The organism is Streptomyces sp. NPDC026538, from assembly GCF_055567535.1.
This window is the reverse complement of sequence record NZ_JBVHQG010000004.1, coordinates 406,307-421,978: the sequence shown is the minus strand read 5'-3', so window position 1 is coordinate 421,978 and position 15,672 is coordinate 406,307. Positions and strand designations below refer to the sequence as shown.

General features: G+C 70.7%; 15 protein-coding genes. 12 read left to right on the top strand and 3 right to left on the bottom strand.

Going from position 1 to position 15,672, the window contains the following annotated elements; genetic code table 11:
* Positions 1 to 38: 38 nt before the first annotated feature.
* The 3 genes from ACZ4N4_RS18970 to ACZ4N4_RS18960 all read left to right on the top strand — a co-directional run bounded on the left by ACZ4N4_RS18970 (position 39) and on the right by ACZ4N4_RS18960 (position 3,575).
* Positions 39 to 1,313 carry a cytochrome P450 gene (locus tag ACZ4N4_RS18970; RefSeq protein ID WP_467589997.1) on the top strand — a complete coding sequence of 425 codons (1,275 nt, stop codon included), beginning with the start codon at positions 39 to 41 and terminating at the stop codon, positions 1,311 to 1,313.
* Between the two features lie 23 nt (positions 1,314 to 1,336).
* Positions 1,337 to 2,380 (top strand): NAD(P)-dependent alcohol dehydrogenase, encoded by a 1,044-nt coding sequence (locus ACZ4N4_RS18965; protein ID WP_467589995.1) that lies wholly within the window; start codon positions 1,337 to 1,339, stop codon positions 2,378 to 2,380.
* Positions 2,381 to 2,471: 91 nt separating this feature from the next.
* A complete protein-coding gene (locus ACZ4N4_RS18960) occupies positions 2,472 to 3,575 on the top strand; it encodes a diacylglycerol/lipid kinase family protein (RefSeq protein WP_467589992.1) in 1,104 nt (367 codons plus the stop codon).
* 299 nt (positions 3,576 to 3,874) lie between these two features.
* On the opposite strand, the gene ACZ4N4_RS18955 is transcribed toward ACZ4N4_RS18960, so the two are convergent.
* The gene (locus tag ACZ4N4_RS18955; RefSeq protein ID WP_467589989.1) at positions 3,875 to 4,549 is read right to left on the bottom strand and encodes an HdeD family acid-resistance protein; all 675 of its coding nucleotides are present in this window, start codon (positions 4,547 to 4,549) and stop codon (positions 3,875 to 3,877) included.
* Between the two features lie 390 nt (positions 4,550 to 4,939).
* Here ACZ4N4_RS18955 and ACZ4N4_RS18950 point away from each other — a divergent pair, with 390 nt between their 5' ends.
* The 5 genes from ACZ4N4_RS18950 to ACZ4N4_RS18930 all read left to right on the top strand — a co-directional run bounded on the left by ACZ4N4_RS18950 (position 4,940) and on the right by ACZ4N4_RS18930 (position 7,505).
* Positions 4,940 to 5,203: an integrase core domain-containing protein gene (locus ACZ4N4_RS18950; protein WP_467589986.1), complete on the top strand. Its 264-nt coding sequence runs from the start codon at positions 4,940 to 4,942 to the stop codon at positions 5,201 to 5,203.
* A 363-nt stretch (positions 5,204 to 5,566) separates the two neighbouring features.
* Positions 5,567 to 5,929, top strand: a complete 363-nt coding sequence (locus ACZ4N4_RS18945; RefSeq protein ID WP_467589983.1) for a hypothetical protein — start codon at positions 5,567 to 5,569, stop codon at positions 5,927 to 5,929.
* A gap of 147 nt (positions 5,930 to 6,076) precedes the next feature.
* Positions 6,077 to 6,496 carry an aspartate 1-decarboxylase gene (panD, locus tag ACZ4N4_RS18940; protein WP_365793031.1) on the top strand — a complete coding sequence of 140 codons (420 nt, stop codon included), beginning with the start codon at positions 6,077 to 6,079 and terminating at the stop codon, positions 6,494 to 6,496.
* Between the two features lie 21 nt (positions 6,497 to 6,517).
* Positions 6,518 to 6,862: a GNAT family N-acetyltransferase gene (locus tag ACZ4N4_RS18935; RefSeq protein ID WP_360479393.1), complete on the top strand. Its 345-nt coding sequence runs from the start codon at positions 6,518 to 6,520 to the stop codon at positions 6,860 to 6,862.
* Positions 6,863 to 6,872: 10 nt separating this feature from the next.
* Positions 6,873 to 7,505, top strand: coding sequence for an aspartate/glutamate racemase family protein (locus ACZ4N4_RS18930; protein WP_467589979.1), 633 nt, complete (start codon positions 6,873 to 6,875; stop codon positions 7,503 to 7,505).
* Positions 7,506 to 8,008: 503 nt separating this feature from the next.
* On the opposite strand, the gene gndA is transcribed toward ACZ4N4_RS18930, so the two are convergent.
* Positions 8,009 to 9,448 (bottom strand): NADP-dependent phosphogluconate dehydrogenase, encoded by a 1,440-nt coding sequence (gene gndA, locus ACZ4N4_RS18925; protein WP_453567393.1) that lies wholly within the window; start codon positions 9,446 to 9,448, stop codon positions 8,009 to 8,011.
* A gap of 353 nt (positions 9,449 to 9,801) precedes the next feature.
* Between gndA and ACZ4N4_RS18920 the strand changes: the two genes are divergently transcribed.
* The gene (locus tag ACZ4N4_RS18920; RefSeq protein WP_467589976.1) at positions 9,802 to 10,977 is read left to right on the top strand and encodes a transglycosylase family protein; all 1,176 of its coding nucleotides are present in this window, start codon (positions 9,802 to 9,804) and stop codon (positions 10,975 to 10,977) included.
* On the opposite strand, the gene ACZ4N4_RS18915 is transcribed toward ACZ4N4_RS18920, so the two are convergent.
* Positions 10,967 to 12,160, bottom strand: coding sequence for a DMT family transporter (locus ACZ4N4_RS18915; RefSeq protein ID WP_467589973.1), 1,194 nt, complete (start codon positions 12,158 to 12,160; stop codon positions 10,967 to 10,969). The genes ACZ4N4_RS18920 and ACZ4N4_RS18915 overlap by 11 nt on opposite strands.
* Positions 12,161 to 12,391: 231 nt before the next feature.
* Here ACZ4N4_RS18915 and ACZ4N4_RS18910 point away from each other — a divergent pair, with 231 nt between their 5' ends.
* From ACZ4N4_RS18910 to glgC, 3 genes are all read left to right on the top strand, one after another.
* The gene (locus ACZ4N4_RS18910) at positions 12,392 to 13,159 is read left to right on the top strand and encodes a (2Fe-2S)-binding protein (protein WP_467589970.1); all 768 of its coding nucleotides are present in this window, start codon (positions 12,392 to 12,394) and stop codon (positions 13,157 to 13,159) included.
* Positions 13,160 to 13,197: 38 nt separating this feature from the next.
* Positions 13,198 to 14,349: a glycogen synthase gene (glgA, locus tag ACZ4N4_RS18905; protein WP_467590644.1), complete on the top strand. Its 1,152-nt coding sequence runs from the start codon at positions 13,198 to 13,200 to the stop codon at positions 14,347 to 14,349.
* A gap of 92 nt (positions 14,350 to 14,441) precedes the next feature.
* Positions 14,442 to 15,662, top strand: coding sequence for a glucose-1-phosphate adenylyltransferase (glgC, locus tag ACZ4N4_RS18900; protein ID WP_467589967.1), 1,221 nt, complete (start codon positions 14,442 to 14,444; stop codon positions 15,660 to 15,662).
* Positions 15,663 to 15,672: the final 10 nt, after the last annotated feature.

Below are 15,672 nucleotides of genomic sequence, written 5' to 3'. Positions count from 1 at the left end.
AAGCGGACAGCATCGACAGGAAGAAGGAGGGGAGTCTCTTGGTCGAGGAAACGCCCTGGCAGCAGGCCCTCCGCTACGCCAACCGCGCCAATCCGTACCCGTTCTACGACGAACTCCGCAGGACACCGGTGGCGCGGCAGCCGGACGGCACCTACGTCGTCAGTACCTACCGGGAGATCGTCGCGCTGCTGCACGACCCCCGGGTCAGTTCGGATGTCAGGAAGCTCCCCGTCCCGGTTGCGACCCCGGCCGAGGGCTCGGCGCAGGCGGAGTCCGAGCCGATCACGGAGGCGGTCATCTCTTTGGAGCCGAACATCATCACCCAGGATCCACCCGAGCACGATCGAGATCGCCGGACGATGACGCCGCATTTCGTCGGCCCGCCCCATTCCCCGCACCTGATCTCCGACCTTGAACCGGAGATCCGCCGCATCGTCGACGGCCTCCTGGACGCCATGCAGGGAAAGTCCCGGATCGATGCCGTCGACGAGTTCGCCTACCCCCTGCCGGTGACCGTGATCTGCAAGGTCCTGGGCGTGCCACTGGAAGACGAGCCACGCTTCCACAGTTGGATCGAGACGGCCCTGGACGCTTTGGACTTCGGCCCCGAGGCTGCCTCGGAGGAGATGCAGAGCCGACTGGCCGGGGGGCGCCAGGCCGTGCAGGAGTTCGGGCAGTTCGCAGCTGAGCTGCTCGACCGGTACGCCCGGCAGCCCGGCCCGGGCATGCTCTCGGCGATGGTGAACGAGGACGGCCCGGAGGGAGGGATGTCCAAGGGCATGCTTGTGAGCAATGCCTTGCTCCTGATCTTCGCCGGGCATGAAACCACGGTCAATCTCATCGCCCACAGCGTGCTCACCCTGCTGCGGCACCCCGACGTGCTCGAGAAGCTGCGCCGCCGGCCCGGGCTGATCGTGCCCGGGGTCGAGGAGTTGCTGCGCTTCGAGTCGTCGGTCCAGTTCTGGCACACCCGCTCCGCCGTGGAGGACATCGACATCGCGGGCACCACCATCCCGAAGGGCGCGCCGATCTTCCTGGCGTACGGCTCGGCGAACCGCGACCCGAAGCGGTTCGCCAACCCCGACGAGCTCGACCTCGAGCGCCGGGACAACCAGCACCTCGGGTTCAGTCAGGGCATCCACTTCTGCTTCGGCGCTCCGCTGGCGCGGCTCGAGGTCCAGGTCGCGGTCGGCGAGTTCGTCCGCCGAGTGGAAAACCCCCGGCTCGTGGAGGACCCCCCGCCGTACCGCCACAACCAGATCTTCCGCGGCCCGCGCCACGTCCTGGTCGACATCGACGGGATCCGCGACTGACTCGGCGTGTGTAAAGGATCGCTATGCGGGCTTTTCAACTGGTCGGATGGCAGCAACCGCCCGAGCTGCGCGAGGTGCCGGTGCCCGAGCCAGGGCCTGGGCAGGTCCTGGTGAAGGTCGGGGGTGCCGGTGCGTGCCACTCGGATCTGCACATCATGGAGGCACCCGGACCACCACCCGGGTTCACGGAACTGCCCTTCACGCTCGGCCATGAGAATGCGGGATGGGTGGAGAGGCTGGGACCGGGGGTCACCGGGTTCGCGCCTGGAGACCCGGTGATGGTCTACAGTCCCTGGGGCTGTGGGGTGTGCGCCAACTGCCGGGAGGGCCGGGAGAACTACTGCCAGACGGTCAGTGGTCAGGGCGGGGGCCTGGGGGGCGGTCACGACGGCGGGATGGCCGAGTACCTGCTGGTCCCGGCGGCGCGATTCCTGATTCCGCTGGGCACCCTCGACCCCCGCCAGGCCGCCCCGCTCAGCGACGCGGGGCTGACCAGCTACCACGCCGTCAAGCGATCGGTGCACCTGCTGGGGCCGGGCTCGACCGCGGTGGTGATCGGGGTGGGCGGTCTGGGCCAGATGGCCATCCAGATGGTGCGGGCGCTCAGCGCGGCGACCACCGTCGTCGCCGTGGACACCGATGCCGGCAAGCTGGAAACCGCCCAGCGCATGGGCGCGGACGAGGTGCTGCTCTCGGGCGAGGAGGCGGTCACGCGCATCCAGGACATGACAGGGCAGCAGGGCGCTCAGCTCGTGCTGGACATGGTCGGCATAGACCCGACCTTGCACATGGCTGTGCGGATGGCCAGGGTGCTCGGCCACCTGACCATCGTCGGTCTCGGCGGCGGAGCCCTGCCCGTCAACTTCTCGAGCCCGCCGCACGAGTGCTCGGTCGCCTCGCCCTACTGGGGCTCCCTTCCCGAACTGATGGAAGTGATCACCCTCGCACAGCAGCAAAAGATCAAGATGCTGGTCGAACACTTCCCCCTGGCGCGCGCCAACGACGCATACCAGCTCCTGCACGACGGCAAGATCCAAGGCCGCGCCGTCATCACCCCCCACTCGTGAGAACTGTCATCAAGGCGACCGGGCCGGTGCCGCGGGCCACAACTGTCGGTGGAGACGTCATGGAGGCGGTGGACGGTGCGATCGCCGGCCCGTGCCGGTGGCGGACGGCACAGTCAGCAGCGGGCGTGGTGACGGCAGCTGTGTCGGCGCCGGTGACCGTGACGTGCGCCGGGCTGACGAACGCGGCCTGTCGGTGCTTGCCGTGACCGAGAACGCGTTCCGACCGGTGACGGCCGCGCGGCGGCCGTTTCTGATCGTGAATCCCCGCTCGGGAGGAGGGAAGGCGAGCCGGTTCCGGATCGCGGACAGGGCCCGTGCGTTGGGGGCTCAGGTTCTCCTGCTCGATCCCTCCCGCCCTCAGGATCTGGCGGATGTCGCCCGGGGCGCGGTGGATGACGGTGCGGATCTGCTGGGGGTGGCCGGCGGAGACGGCACGCAGGCACTTGTCGCCGCGGTTGCCGCAGAGAGGGGTCTTCCCTTCGTGGTCGTTCCAGCCGGTACGCGCAACCACTTCGCGATGGACCTCGGTCTGGACCGTGAGGACCCTGCGGCCGCGCTGGAGGCCCTCACGGACGGCGTGGAGATGTGTGTGGATCTCGGGTTCGCCGGCGAGCGAGTGTTCGTCAACAACGTCTCGTTCGGTGCCTATGCCGCTCTTGTGCAGGACCCGGCGTATCGCGACGACAAGATCGGCACCGTGGTACGGATCCTCCCGGAATTCCTGGCCCGCCATGCGGGCCCGGAGCTGGTGGTACGCGCTGGGCCGCTCACTGTGGACCGGCCGGATGCCGTGCTGGTGAGCAACAACCCCTACCGGGTGGGTGACCCGGCCGGGCTCGGCAGGCGTGCGCAGCTGGACTCCGGGCTCCTGGGGGTGCTGGCCGCCCGGGCGGAGACGCCCGCCGAGACGGCCGCCCGCCCGCGGGACGGGCAGATGCACGGCCTGACCAGTCTGGCCACCTCTGAGGAGGTTGTCGTCGATGCCGGCGTCCCGGTCGTCCCCGTCGGGCTGGACGGTGAAGCCGTCACCCTGCCGGCTCCCGTGCGGTGCCGGATCAGTCCCCGAACGCTGCGGGTACGGGTTCCCCGCCATCGGCCGGGCGCCGCGCCCGCCGGGCGGCTGCCGGGCTGGGGCGCCATCCGGCGGGTGGTCACGGCTGCCGGGCGAACTGTTCACGACCGTCATACCGGCTGACCGAAGCCGAACCAGGCAGAGCGCGGAGACTTCCCTGGTGACCGCGTTTGCACACAGGGCGCGGCCCTGACCGGCGACGCGCCGCGCGGCAGGTTTTCAGACGGAACGGACAGATGCGGGATCCGTCGCGATCGTGGCGGTGATCGGGGAACGGTGCCGAGCGGGCGGCGCCGGAGCGATCGTTGCTCCACGAGCGCAGCGCGGTCGCCTGCGGCCGTGCGGCGCCGGCGCAGGTGTCTGCCCGTCGGGGCGGGCGGCTTTCGCTGTTCGCAGGGGGCCGCCCGATCCGGCTCCGGTGATCAGTGCTGGGGGTGCGGACGGTGGAACAGAGGGCGCCGCTGGGCGGCGGGGGACGGAGCGAGACGGCCGACTTCGACTCGCACCATGACGGCCCGGACCACCTCGGTCAGCCCCAGGACGATGGCCATGACGCCCACCACCAGGGTGAGTGCCGCGATCGAGGCGAACGGCATGACAATCAGCACGATGCCTGCCAGAGCGCTGATGATCCCGAAGGCCACGTGCCAGCCTCGGGCCGGCACGCCTTGGGCGGAGGCCGCCGCGACCGTCTCCATGGTGCCGCGCAGCAGCCAGCTGAAGCCGATCCACAGGGCGAGCAGCAGAATCGACTCCAGGGCGCCCCGGAAGCAGATCAGCCCCAGCAGGATGGAGAGCGCGCCTGTGAGGAAATGCATCACGCGAAGATGCCGGGGCACGTGCGTGCCGAAGGCCCCTGCCAGCTCGAAAACGCCGGTTGCCAGCAGATAGACGCCGAAGAGCACGCCGAGGACCCGCAGTGTCGCGCCCGGCCAGACCAGGGCGATGACGCCCAGGGCGATGGTGGCCAGGCCCATGGTGAAGAGGATCTGCCAGCCCATGTTCGCCAGGAAGGACATACCTTCGGCCAGGGGCGTGTCCTGTGGCTCGGTGCGGCGCGGGGGAGCGGGACCTGGGGACTCGGAACGGGATGTCATGACGTCTGCCTCCTTCTCGGAGCAGCGTGGTCACGTCAGTACACGTCCATCGTCACCCGATCGGCTCCGTGTCGCTCGGCGGAGACGGAGCTTGCCGCCGGGATCCGCTGCGGGCAATGGTGAGGTTCGTCCGTTGGTCCCGAGCTCCGGGCTGACGTGGCCACCGGCGACTAGAACGTTCCCGGTGCGCCGGGACACCCGATGAGTTGTCCGGGCCGGATCGTCTTCCTCTTCTGGCCATGGCGGCAACCCCGACGTGCGCCGGGTTGAGCGACGAGGAACGGGTGACATCGCCGACACCCGGCGACGGCCGGCGCCCGGCACGCCCTGTGCGCGACGCTGGGGGTCGGGACACGACCGCTGTGGCAACCACCGAGCCGATCAACTTCCGTGTTCCCCCAGCGCGCGAGGGCCTCCGACCTGCTGCCCTCGATGGGCTCCACCGGGGACTGCGTGGACAACGCGATGTTGGAGTCCTTCTGGGCCCGGGTCCAGGTCGAACTGCTCAACCGCAGACGGTGGCGGACGCGTCTGGAGCTGTCCACTGCGCTCTTCGAGTACCTGGAGATCTTCCACAACCGACAGCGCAGGCACTCCGCACCGGGCATGCTCAGTCCAGTGGAGTATGAACTCCGCACCCCGCCAGTAGCGTGAAGCCAAGCAACTCGACTCCACCCAACTCGGGACGGTCCGGAGCCTGCATCGGACCCGGAGCGGTGCACGACAAGGAACTGCGGTACTCGCAGTGCGCCGATCCGTACTCGGCGCCGACCGTTGCTGGACACCACGGAGGGCTGCATCCCCCCCGACAGGAGTGCAGGACCTTCGAGCGGTGAGTGCCGACGAGCCCTTCCGGAGCATCTGCTGAAGAGCCGGCTTCTCGTTCCCCCGGCGGTCATCCCTTCCTCCGGCATCACCCGTTCAAGTTCAGAAGCGGACCTCCCACCGGACCATAGGAAGGAGGTCTCGAGCACCAACTCGCTGGAGCGGCTGAGCCGGGAGTCAAACGTCGAGCCGATGTCGTCCAAGCCTTCCTCGAACCCCGCCCTCGTCCGGCTCGCCGCCGCGGTCCTGGCGGAACTCCACGACGAATGGCATGTCTTCGATTGCCGCTGCCTCTCCGAAGGCTCCATGGCCATCAGGGTCAGTGACCGCACCACTCGAGGGAACACCCTTTGGCCGACACGTGACGCGCCCCCTGTCGGCTTTGCAGTGCTGTGCCACGTGAGTGCCGGTTCCCCACGGGGGTGCATCGAGGACCCGGCCAGGAATGGCGGCGCCGGCACGCTCGTCGGGGCCGTCCACGTGATGTCGATGGATGGTCTCCGGGGGCTGTCGGGTCAGACGTCGCGTTCGGAATTCTTTGTCGGCTGGACCTGAGTGGGCCTCAGAAAAGTCAGCACCGGGTCAGTGAGCGTCCTCGTACACCTGGCGACAGCTGACCATACCTGCGAAACGATGTAGCCTCCGAAGACCGCCCTTGACCTGCAAAAGCAGGCAGGGAGCAGGCAAACCGGGAGTTTCTCCATGCTTCGTACAATGTTCAAGTCCAAGATCCACCGAGCCACCGTCACCCAGGCCGACCTGCACTACGTGGGATCGGTGACCATCGACGCCGACCTCCTCGACGCCGCCGACCTGCTCCCCGGTGAGCTGGTGCACATCGTCGACGTCAGCAACGGCGCCCGGCTGGAGACGTACGTCATCGAGGGCGAGCGGGGCTCCGGGGTCGTCGGGATCAACGGGGCGGCCGCCCATCTCGTGCACCCCGGAGACCTGGTGATCATCATCAGCTACGCTCAGGTCACCGACGCCGAGGCGCGTACGCTTCGGCCGCGGGTCGTGCACGTCGACCACGACAACCGCGTCGTGGCGCTCGGCGCCGACCCGTCCGAGCCGGTACCCGGCTCGGACCAGGAGCGCAGCCCGCAGGCCGTGTCGGCCTGACCGGCGGACCAGGAGGGCGACATGAGCGACATCGAGATCCGCGACGACCGGCAGGCCGGTCGTCTGGAGGCGGTCGCCGGCGACGAAGTCGTCGGCCACGTCGAGTACTTCGTGCTGGAGTCGCCCTCCCGGGCCCTGGTGCCGGTCCACACCATCGTGGAACCGGAACACGAGGGGAAGGGCATCGCGGGCTCCCTCGCCCGCGAGCTGTACGCGATCGCCGAGCGCGAGGACACCCCGGTGGCCCCGCTCTGCCCGTACGTCGTCAGGTGGGCCGAACGCCACCCCGAGGTGGCGCCGGCGGCGGACCCCGAGCTGCTGCGCGCGGCGAAGGAGTGGCTGGTCGCCCACCCCGGCCGGTTCTGAGGAAGCGCCCGTGCTCGCCCTCCTTCACACGTCCCCCCTCCACATCCCCGTCTTCGAGGCCCTGCGCGACGAGGACCACCCTGGTCTGGGGCTACGGCACCTCGTGGCACCGGAACTCCTGGCCCGGGCCCGCCGGGAGGGCCCCGAGGCGGTGGCACCGGAGGTCACGGCGGCCCTGGAGCGGGCGGCGACGGACGGTGTACGGGCCGTGCTCTGCACCTGCTCGACGATCGGCGAGGTGGCGGAACGGGCCGCCGGAAAGGTCGGCGTCCCCATAATCCGGGGCGATCGTCCGATGGCGGCGGCGGCAGTGACGGCGGGGCCCCGCGTCGCCGTCCTGGCGACGGTCGAGAGCACCCTGGCCCCGACCCTGGCCCTGATCGAGGACGAGGCCCGCCGCGCGGACCGCCCGATCCGCGCCCGCGCTCAGGTCGTGGCGGACGCCTGGACCCACTTCGAGGCCGGCGACATCGAGGGATGCGCCCGCCTGGTGGCAGCCGCCGCGGACGCCGTCACCGACGCCGACGTGATCGTCCTGGCCCAGGCTTCGATGGCCTCCGCCCAGCGGCTGACGACCACAGCCGTGCCGATCCTCTCCAGCCCACGCCCCGGCCTCGCGGCGGCAGCGCGGGCGGCAGGGTGAGTGCACCGGCCCCGTTCGGGTACGTGGGATGTACACCCCAGAGGTGAAGTCGAGCCACTGGCCGGAGGACACCATGACGAACCCGCAGCCCACCCCGGTACCCCCTGACCCCCAGCCTCCGGACCCCTACCCCAGCCCGGTCCCCACCCCCGAACCACCCCCGGCGCCGGGCCCCGTCCCCACCCCACCCGCACCGACCCCCACGCCGCCCCCCGTCCCCCCGAACCCGGACCCCACCCCGGAACCGGGCCCACCCCTCACCTGACGACGGGCACACACGCCAAAGGGGCGCGGAAACCACGCGCGACCCCCACAACGCCCCCGCACCCGAACACGAGGGGGCGCGGGGAACCGCGCAAGCCCCCACGACAGACCCGCGCCCCACCGGCAGGCTCGCGCCGCCAAGAAAGAACCGACAGGCTCGCCCCCGCCAAAAAAGAGGGGCGCGGGGAACTGCGCGAACCCGCAGCTCACCCGCGCCCGCCTCCGGCGCTCGGGTCCGCCTACGCGGTGACCTCGCTGCGGTCCCCGCCCCACAGCGTGTGGAACGCACCCTCCCGGTCCACCCTCCGGTAGGTGTGCGCCCCGAAGAAGTCCCGCTGGCCCTGCGTGAGCGCCGCAGGCAACCGCTCCGCCCGCAGCGCGTCGTAGTACGCCAGCGCCGCCGAGAAACCGGGCACCGCGACCCCCTCCCGGGTCGCCGCGATGATCACCTCACGCCAGTCGTCCTGCGCCCCGGCGATCTCCCGGGCGAACGTCTCGTCGGACAGCAGGCTGGGCAGATCCGCCCGCGCGTCGTACGCCGCGCGGATCCGGTCCAGGAACGCCGCCCGGATGATGCAGCCGCCCCGCCAGATCGAGGACACCGCACCGAGGTCGATGTTCCAGTCGTACTCGTCGCTTCCCGCCTGGATCTCGTGGAAGCCCTGGGTGTACGACACGATCTTCGACGCGTACAGCGCCTGCTCCACCCGGTCGGCGAACGCCCCCGCCTCCGCCTCGGAGAGCGCCTTCGGCTTCGGACCGGCCAGCCCCCGGGAGGCGGCTCGCAGGTCGGCGTGACCGGACAGCGAGCGCGCGAAAACCGCCTCGGCGATCCCCGACACCGGCACGCCCAGGTCGAGCGCGATCTGCACGGTCCAGCGGCCGGTGCCCTTCTGCTCGGCCTGGTCCACCACCACGTCCACGAACGGCTTGCCGGTCGCCGCGTCCACGTGCGCCAGCACTTCCGCCGTGATCTCGATGAGGTACGAGTCGAGGCGGCCCGTGTTCCAGGTCCGGAAGACGTCCGCGATCTGCGCGGGGGAGTACCCGGCGACATCCCGCAGCAGTTGGTACGCCTCACCGATCAGCTGCATGTCGGCGTACTCGATGCCGTTGTGGACCATCTTCACGAAGTGCCCGGCGCCGTCGGGGCCGATGTGCGTCACACACGGCGCGCCGTCGGCCGCCTTCGCCGAGATCTTCTCCAGCATCGGGCCCAGCGAGTCGTACGACTCCTTCGGGCCGCCCGGCATGATGCTCGGCCCGTGCAACGCGCCCTCCTCGCCGCCGGAGACGCCCATGCCGACGAAGTGGATGCCCTGCTCGCGCAGCGCCTTCTCACGGCGCCGGGTGTCCGCGAAGTGCGCGTTGCCACCGTCGATGATCATGTCGCCGGGTTCCAGGAGCGGTGCGAACTCCTCGATCACCGCATCCGTCGGGTCACCGGCCTTGACCATGATGACCAGCCGGCGGGGCCGTTCCAGCGCCTCCACGAACTCCTTGGCGGTCTCGGCCGCGATGAAGTCGCCCTCGTCCCCGAAGTTCTCCACCAGCTCGTGTGTCTTGGACACCGTGCGGTTGTGCAACGCCACCGTGTAGCCGTTGCGCGCGAAGTTCCGGGCGAGGTTGCGGCCCATGACCGCGAGACCCGTGACGCCGATCTGCGCCGAAGTGCTCATACCGCCTGCTCCTCAAAGATCAAGTCGATCCCGTAGAACGTGCAAGGGATGCTGCCGCCCCTCATGCCCGCCAGTATTGCCCAAAGGCCATCCTGACTCGCCGTTCGACCGGCCGCACTTGCAGATACGGACCACAGGGGCCGAAGCCTCAGTAGCCTCTCGAGACACTTCGCGGGAGTGCCGCGCGGCACCCTGGACTGACGGCGGGTCAATGCCGTTTCGCCGCACGCCGCTTCACGGCGTGACGGCCGTGCCGCCAGGTGCGAGAGGCGGCTGATTGCTGTCTTGTCATGGCCGGTTCGGGGCACTTACTTTTGGCCTTCCTGACGCGCGTGGCGAGGGGGATCTCAGACATGGCCGAACGCGGCCGGCACCGCCGGTACCAGCCGAACAGGATCAACCGCGCCTCGCTGACCGTCACGGCGGGCGGCGCCGGGCTGGCGCTTCCGCTGGCCGCCGCCGGGAGCGCCGACGCGGCCTCCGTGTCCACCTGGGACAAGGTCGCCGCCTGCGAGTCCAGCGGCGACTGGGGCATCAACACCGGCAACGGCTATTACGGCGGTCTTCAGTTCACCCAGTCCACCTGGGAGGCCTACGGCGGCACCCGGTACGCGCCGCGTGCCGACCTCGCCACCAAGGACCAGCAGATAGCCGTGGCCGAGAAGGTCCTGGGCGGCCAGGGGCCGGGCGCCTGGCCCGTCTGCTCGGTCCGGGCCGGGCTCACCCGCGGCGGCGGCACGCCCGAGGTGCACACCGAGAGCGCCTCCACCCGTCCCGCCAGGAGTTCGGCACGGGACGTACAGCCGCAGACCACACCGCAGTCCCGGGCCGGCAAGGCCGAGATGTACACCGTGGTGCACGGCGACACGCTCTCCGGGATCGCCGAGGATCACGACGTCACCGGCGGCTGGCACCGGCTGTACTCGGCCAACCGGGCGACGGTCGGCTCCGATCCCGACCTGATCCTGCCCGGCCAGCGGCTGAGCCTGACGGGCCACGCGACCAAGGCCACGAAGACCGAATCGTCGGCGAAGAAGACGGCGGCCAGGTCGTCCGAGCCGGCCAGGACGAAGACCAAGGCCAGGCCGGAGGCCCGGACCAAGAAGGCCTCCTCCCACAGCGACCACTCCCTCGTCGCCCCCGTCGACGCCCCGGTCGGCACGGCGTACCACGCGTCCGGCTCGCACTGGTCGAAGGGCTACCACACCGGCGTCGACTTCCTGGCGCCCACCGGCAGCTCCGTCAAGGCGGTCGAGGCCGGGCAGGTCGTCACGGCCGGCTGGGGCGGTTCGTACGGCTACCAGGTGGTCATCCGGCACGCCGACGGCCGCTACACGCAGTACGGCCATCTCTCGGCCATCTCCGTGCGGGCGGGGCAGGGCGTGTCCACGGGGCAGCGGATCGGCCGCTCGGGGGCCACCGGAAATGCCACGGGCCCGCATCTGCACTTCGAGGTGCGGACAGGGCCCGGATTCGGCACGGACATCGACCCGGTCGCCTATCTCCGGGCCGGCGGCGTCAGGATTTGACCCGCATCCGGTGCCGGTCCAGCACCGGGGCCGGCACATGGCCGACGGCGGGGAGCACCACGTCCGGCACGGACGTGGTGCGCTGCTGGGGCATCTCGGGCAGCACCGGGAGCACCGCGCCGTGCACCGCCGGCCCGTCGTCCACCGAGCCCGCCTCAGCCGGCTCGGCCTTCGAGAGGCCGGCCTTCGCCAGGCCCGCGTCCACCGGCCCCGCCGCGGCCGGCACTGCCTTCGCCAGGCTCGCTTCGGCCGCACCGGCCCCCGCCAGGGCCGCCTCCGCCAGTTCCACGAGGGCCTCGACCAGTGGCTCGGGGGAGGTCTCGGGCTCCGGTGTGGAGTGCGCCGGGTGCGGGGTGCTCTCGATGCGTTCGGTCGTGAGCAGGATCAGGCCGCCCGTCGCCACCACACCGCAGCCCAGCGCCAGCAGGGTGCCGGTCGCGCCGTAGCGGAACGTCTCGTCGAACATCGTGATGCCGACCGCGGCGGCCAGTACCGGGTTGACCACCGTCAGCGTGGCCAGCGGCGCGGCGAGGCCGCCACCGCGGTACGCGGACTGCGAGATCATGACGCCGGCGACGGCGTACACGCCGATCACGGCCAGCCAGAGCGCGTCGGACACGGCGATCCCGCCGTCCCAGTCGATCGCCACGACCTTGGTGAACACCGAGGACATGCCGAAGGCTATGCCGGACGCGACGGCGAGCAGCACACTGCGCACCGCCGGGTGCCGGTGCGCGGCCCGGCCGGCGGCCATCAGCGCGACGATCGCCCCGCCGGTGACCACCGCGACCCCGGTCCGGCCGGCGGAGTCCAGGGTGTGGGAGTCGGAGGAGCCCACCAGGGAGAGCAGACCGGCCAGACCCACGGTGGCCATGATCGCCCCCCGCCAGGCGGTGGAGCCGGCCGTGCGGCCGACGAACAGGGCCGCCATGGGCAGCGCGAACACGATGGTGAGCGCGCCCAGCGGCTGGACCAGGCTGAGGGGGCCGTAGGCCAGCGCCACGACGTGCAGCAGGCCACCGAGGCCGTTCAGCCCCATCGCCCCCCACCAGCTCGGGCGGCGCAGCGGCGCGTACTGCTCGTCGGAGGAGGTGACCGCGACCTGCTCCTGCACGATCGCTCCACCGGCGTAGGCGACGGCGGACACGAAGGACAGCAGCACGGACAACGCCAGGGAACTCATGCAGGGCTCCTCAGCGTCGGGCGGATCCGCAGGACGGTCCCGCACGGTGAACGGTCGGCTTCCATGAGCAACACTGTGCCCGCCCGATCGCTTCCCGTCGTCGTACCTGAGCACCCAATGCCTCGTACTACCGATGGAGTAGGGGAGGTCTCTGATCATCCCCAGGGTGGGTGCCGGTGGGTGGAGAGCCGGGGCCCCGGAGTCCTAAGAAGCCTGGTACTACTGCTGTTCGTGGATCTGGACCCTGATCTCGCCGCGCTCCGGCCGCTCGGCGGCTTCTTCGTGCTGCGGACGCTCCGATCGGCGGCCGGAGACGCGGAGGCGGTGCGGATCAGCAAACTGCCAAGCCTTGCAAAAGCTTATAAAAAAGGCACATCGGATGTTTACGAAAATATCCTAACTTTCCGTGTTGGGGTGGTGGCGGGCCGTCTCCGCACCCCCGAGCTCCGGGTCGCCGCCTCCATCGCCCATCAGGGACTGGCCGCCCGGCTCTGGTCCGTCGCCCTCGGCTGCGCCGCCCGCTACGGCCGCCTCCCCGATCTGGACCCCCGTCTGCTCCGCTGGGACGCCGGTGCCGGCGCCCCCGACGACCTCTGGCTCACCGAGGTCCGCCCGCTGCCCGGCGGCGCCGGACCGGACACGCTCGCGGACGCCGTCGTACACGGCCATCTCGAACCCCTGGCGCAGGCCCTGCGGGCCCGCTACGGCGTTGCCGCCGGCCTGCTGTGGGGCAACGCGGGTTCCGCGCTGGCCGGCGCCGCCCGCGAGCTGGAGCGCCGGGCCCGTGCCGACGGCCGTGCCGAGGCCGCGGACCGGACCCGCACCCTCGTCGACGCGCTCTTCGCGCACCCCCTGCTGAGTGCCACCGGCATCCGCACCGGCCAGGCCTTCCGGCGGCGCAGCTGCTGTCTGTACTACCGGGTACCGGGCGGCGGGGTCTGCGGTGACTGTTGTTTCACACAACCACCGTGCTCTTCCCCGCGCGCCGCATCTGGGTGACCATGGAACAACCGGCCGTGGAGATCAGGGGGTTGCGGGTGCGAGTGGGACTGCTGACCCGGGAGTACCCTCCGGACGTCTACGGCGGCGCGGGTGTTCATTTGGAGTTCCTCGCCAGGGAGTTGCGGCCGCTGGTCGACCTGGAGGTGCACTGCTGGGGCGAGGGCCGCGGGGTCGGCGTCGTCAGGCACCGCCCCTGGTCCGCGCTGGACACCGCCAACGACGCGCTGCGCACCTTCTCCGTGGACCTCGCCATGGCCGCCGGCCTCGAAGGCCGCGAACTCGTGCACTCCCACACCTGGTACGCCAACCTCGCCGGCCATGTGGCCAAGCTGCTGTACGGCGTCCCGCACGTGGTGACCGCGCACTCGCTGGAGCCGCTGCGCCCCTGGAAGGCCGAGCAACTCGGCGGCGGATACGCGCTGTCGAGCTGGGCCGAGCGCAGCGCGATCGAGGCCGCCGACGCGGTGATCGCGGTCTCCGGGGCCATGCGCGCGGACATCCTCGGCTGCTACCCCGCCCTGGACCCGGCGAAGGTCCACGTCGTGCACAATGGCATCGACACCGCCCTCTACCGGCCGGACCGCTCCACCGACGTCCTCGCCCGGACCGGCATCGACGCGGGCCGCCCCTACGTGCTGTTCGTCGGCCGCATCACCCGTCAGAAGGGCGTGCCCCATCTGCTGCGCGCCGTGCGGGACATCGACCCCGGCGTGCAGGTGGTGCTGTGCGCCGGAGCGCCCGACACCCCGGAGATCGACCGGGAGTTCCGTGAGCTGTTCGAGGAGCTGCGCCGGGTCCGCGAGGGCGTGCACTGGATCCCGCAGATGCTGCCGCGCGCGGACGTCATCCAACTCCTCACCCACGCGGCCGTGTTCGCCTGCCCCTCGGTGTACGAACCGCTCGGCATCGTCAACCTGGAGGCGATGGCCTGCGGCACGCCCGTGGTGGCGTCCCGGGTCGGCGGTATCCCGGAGGTCGTCGAGGACGGCAAGACGGGGCTGCTGGTCGATCTCGACGACGACTTCGAGGCGGGCCTGGCCCGGGCGCTGGACTCGATCGTCGGCGACCGGGAGACGGCCCGGCGGATGGGCGAGGCCGGACGGGAGCGCGCCGTGGGCGAGTTCGGGTGGGACGCGGTGGCCCGGCGCACGGTCCGGCTCTACGAGGAGATCCTCAAGCAGTCGTAACTGGCAGGCCGCCTGTTCGACGCGATCGGGGTACAGGCTTAGCGGGAGTGCTTCGAGGGCAGGCATGGAGCACCAGGGTGAGGGGAGCGGCCATGCGTCGTGGTGGGCCTTCGGTACTCGGGATCGTGCTCGCGGGCGGGGAAGGCAAGCGCCTGATGCCCCTGACCGCCGACCGCGCGAAACCAGCTGTCACTTTCGGCGGGACGTACCGTCTGGTCGACTTCGTGCTGTCCAACCTCGTCAACGCGGACGTGCTGCGCATCTGCGTGCTGACCCAGTACAAGTCGCACTCGCTGGACCGGCACATCACCACCACCTGGCGGATGTCCAGCCTGCTCGGCAACTACGTCACCCCGGTCCCGGCGCAGCAGCGGCTCGGGCCGCGCTGGTACCTGGGCAGCGCCGACGCCATCCTGCAGTCCCTCAACCTGGTCCATGACGAACAGCCCGACTACGTCGCGGTGTTCGGTGCCGACCACGTCTACCGCATGGATCCCCGGCAGATGCTGCAGCAGCACATCGAGGGCGGCGCCGGGGTCACGGTCGCGGGCATCCGCATCCCGCGCGTGGAGTCCTCGGCGTTCGGTGTGATCACCCCGGCCTCGGACGGGCAGACGATAGAGACCTTCCTGGAGAAGCCCACCGACCCGCCGGGGCTGCCGGACGCCCCCGACACGGTCTTCGCCTCGATGGGCAACTACATCTTCACCACCAAGGCCCTCGTCGAGTCCCTGCACCGGGACGCCGAGGACGACGACTCCGTGCATGACACGGGCGGCTCGATACTGCCTCAGCTGACCGCCCGCGGCGAGGCCCAGCTCTACGACTTCGGCACCAACCACATCCCCGGCGAGACCAGCCGCGACCGCGGCTACTGGCGGGACGTCGGCACCCTCGACGCGTACTACGACGCCCATATGGACCTGATCGCCGAACGGCCCGCCTTCAACCTCTTCAACCGCAGCTGGCCCATCTACACGCACTCCTACCAGCTCTCCCCGGCCCGCTTCAACGCCGGCGGCATGGCCAGCGAGTCCATCATCAGCGCCGGTTGCCTGATCCGGGGCCAGGTCACCCGGTCCGTGCTGTCACCGGGCGTGCGCGTCGACCCGGGTGCGGTGGTCCAGGGGTCGATCCTGCACGACAACGTGGTCGTGGGCCGGGGCGCGGTGGTGCGCGGCGCGGTCCTGGACAAGAACGTCGAGGTCCCGCCGGGCGCCACCATCGGCGTCAACCCCGACCGGGACGCCGAGCTGTACACCGTCTCCAAGGGCGGGGTGATCGCCCTCGGGAAGGGGCAGCTGGTTTCGTAGCTCCCCCTCC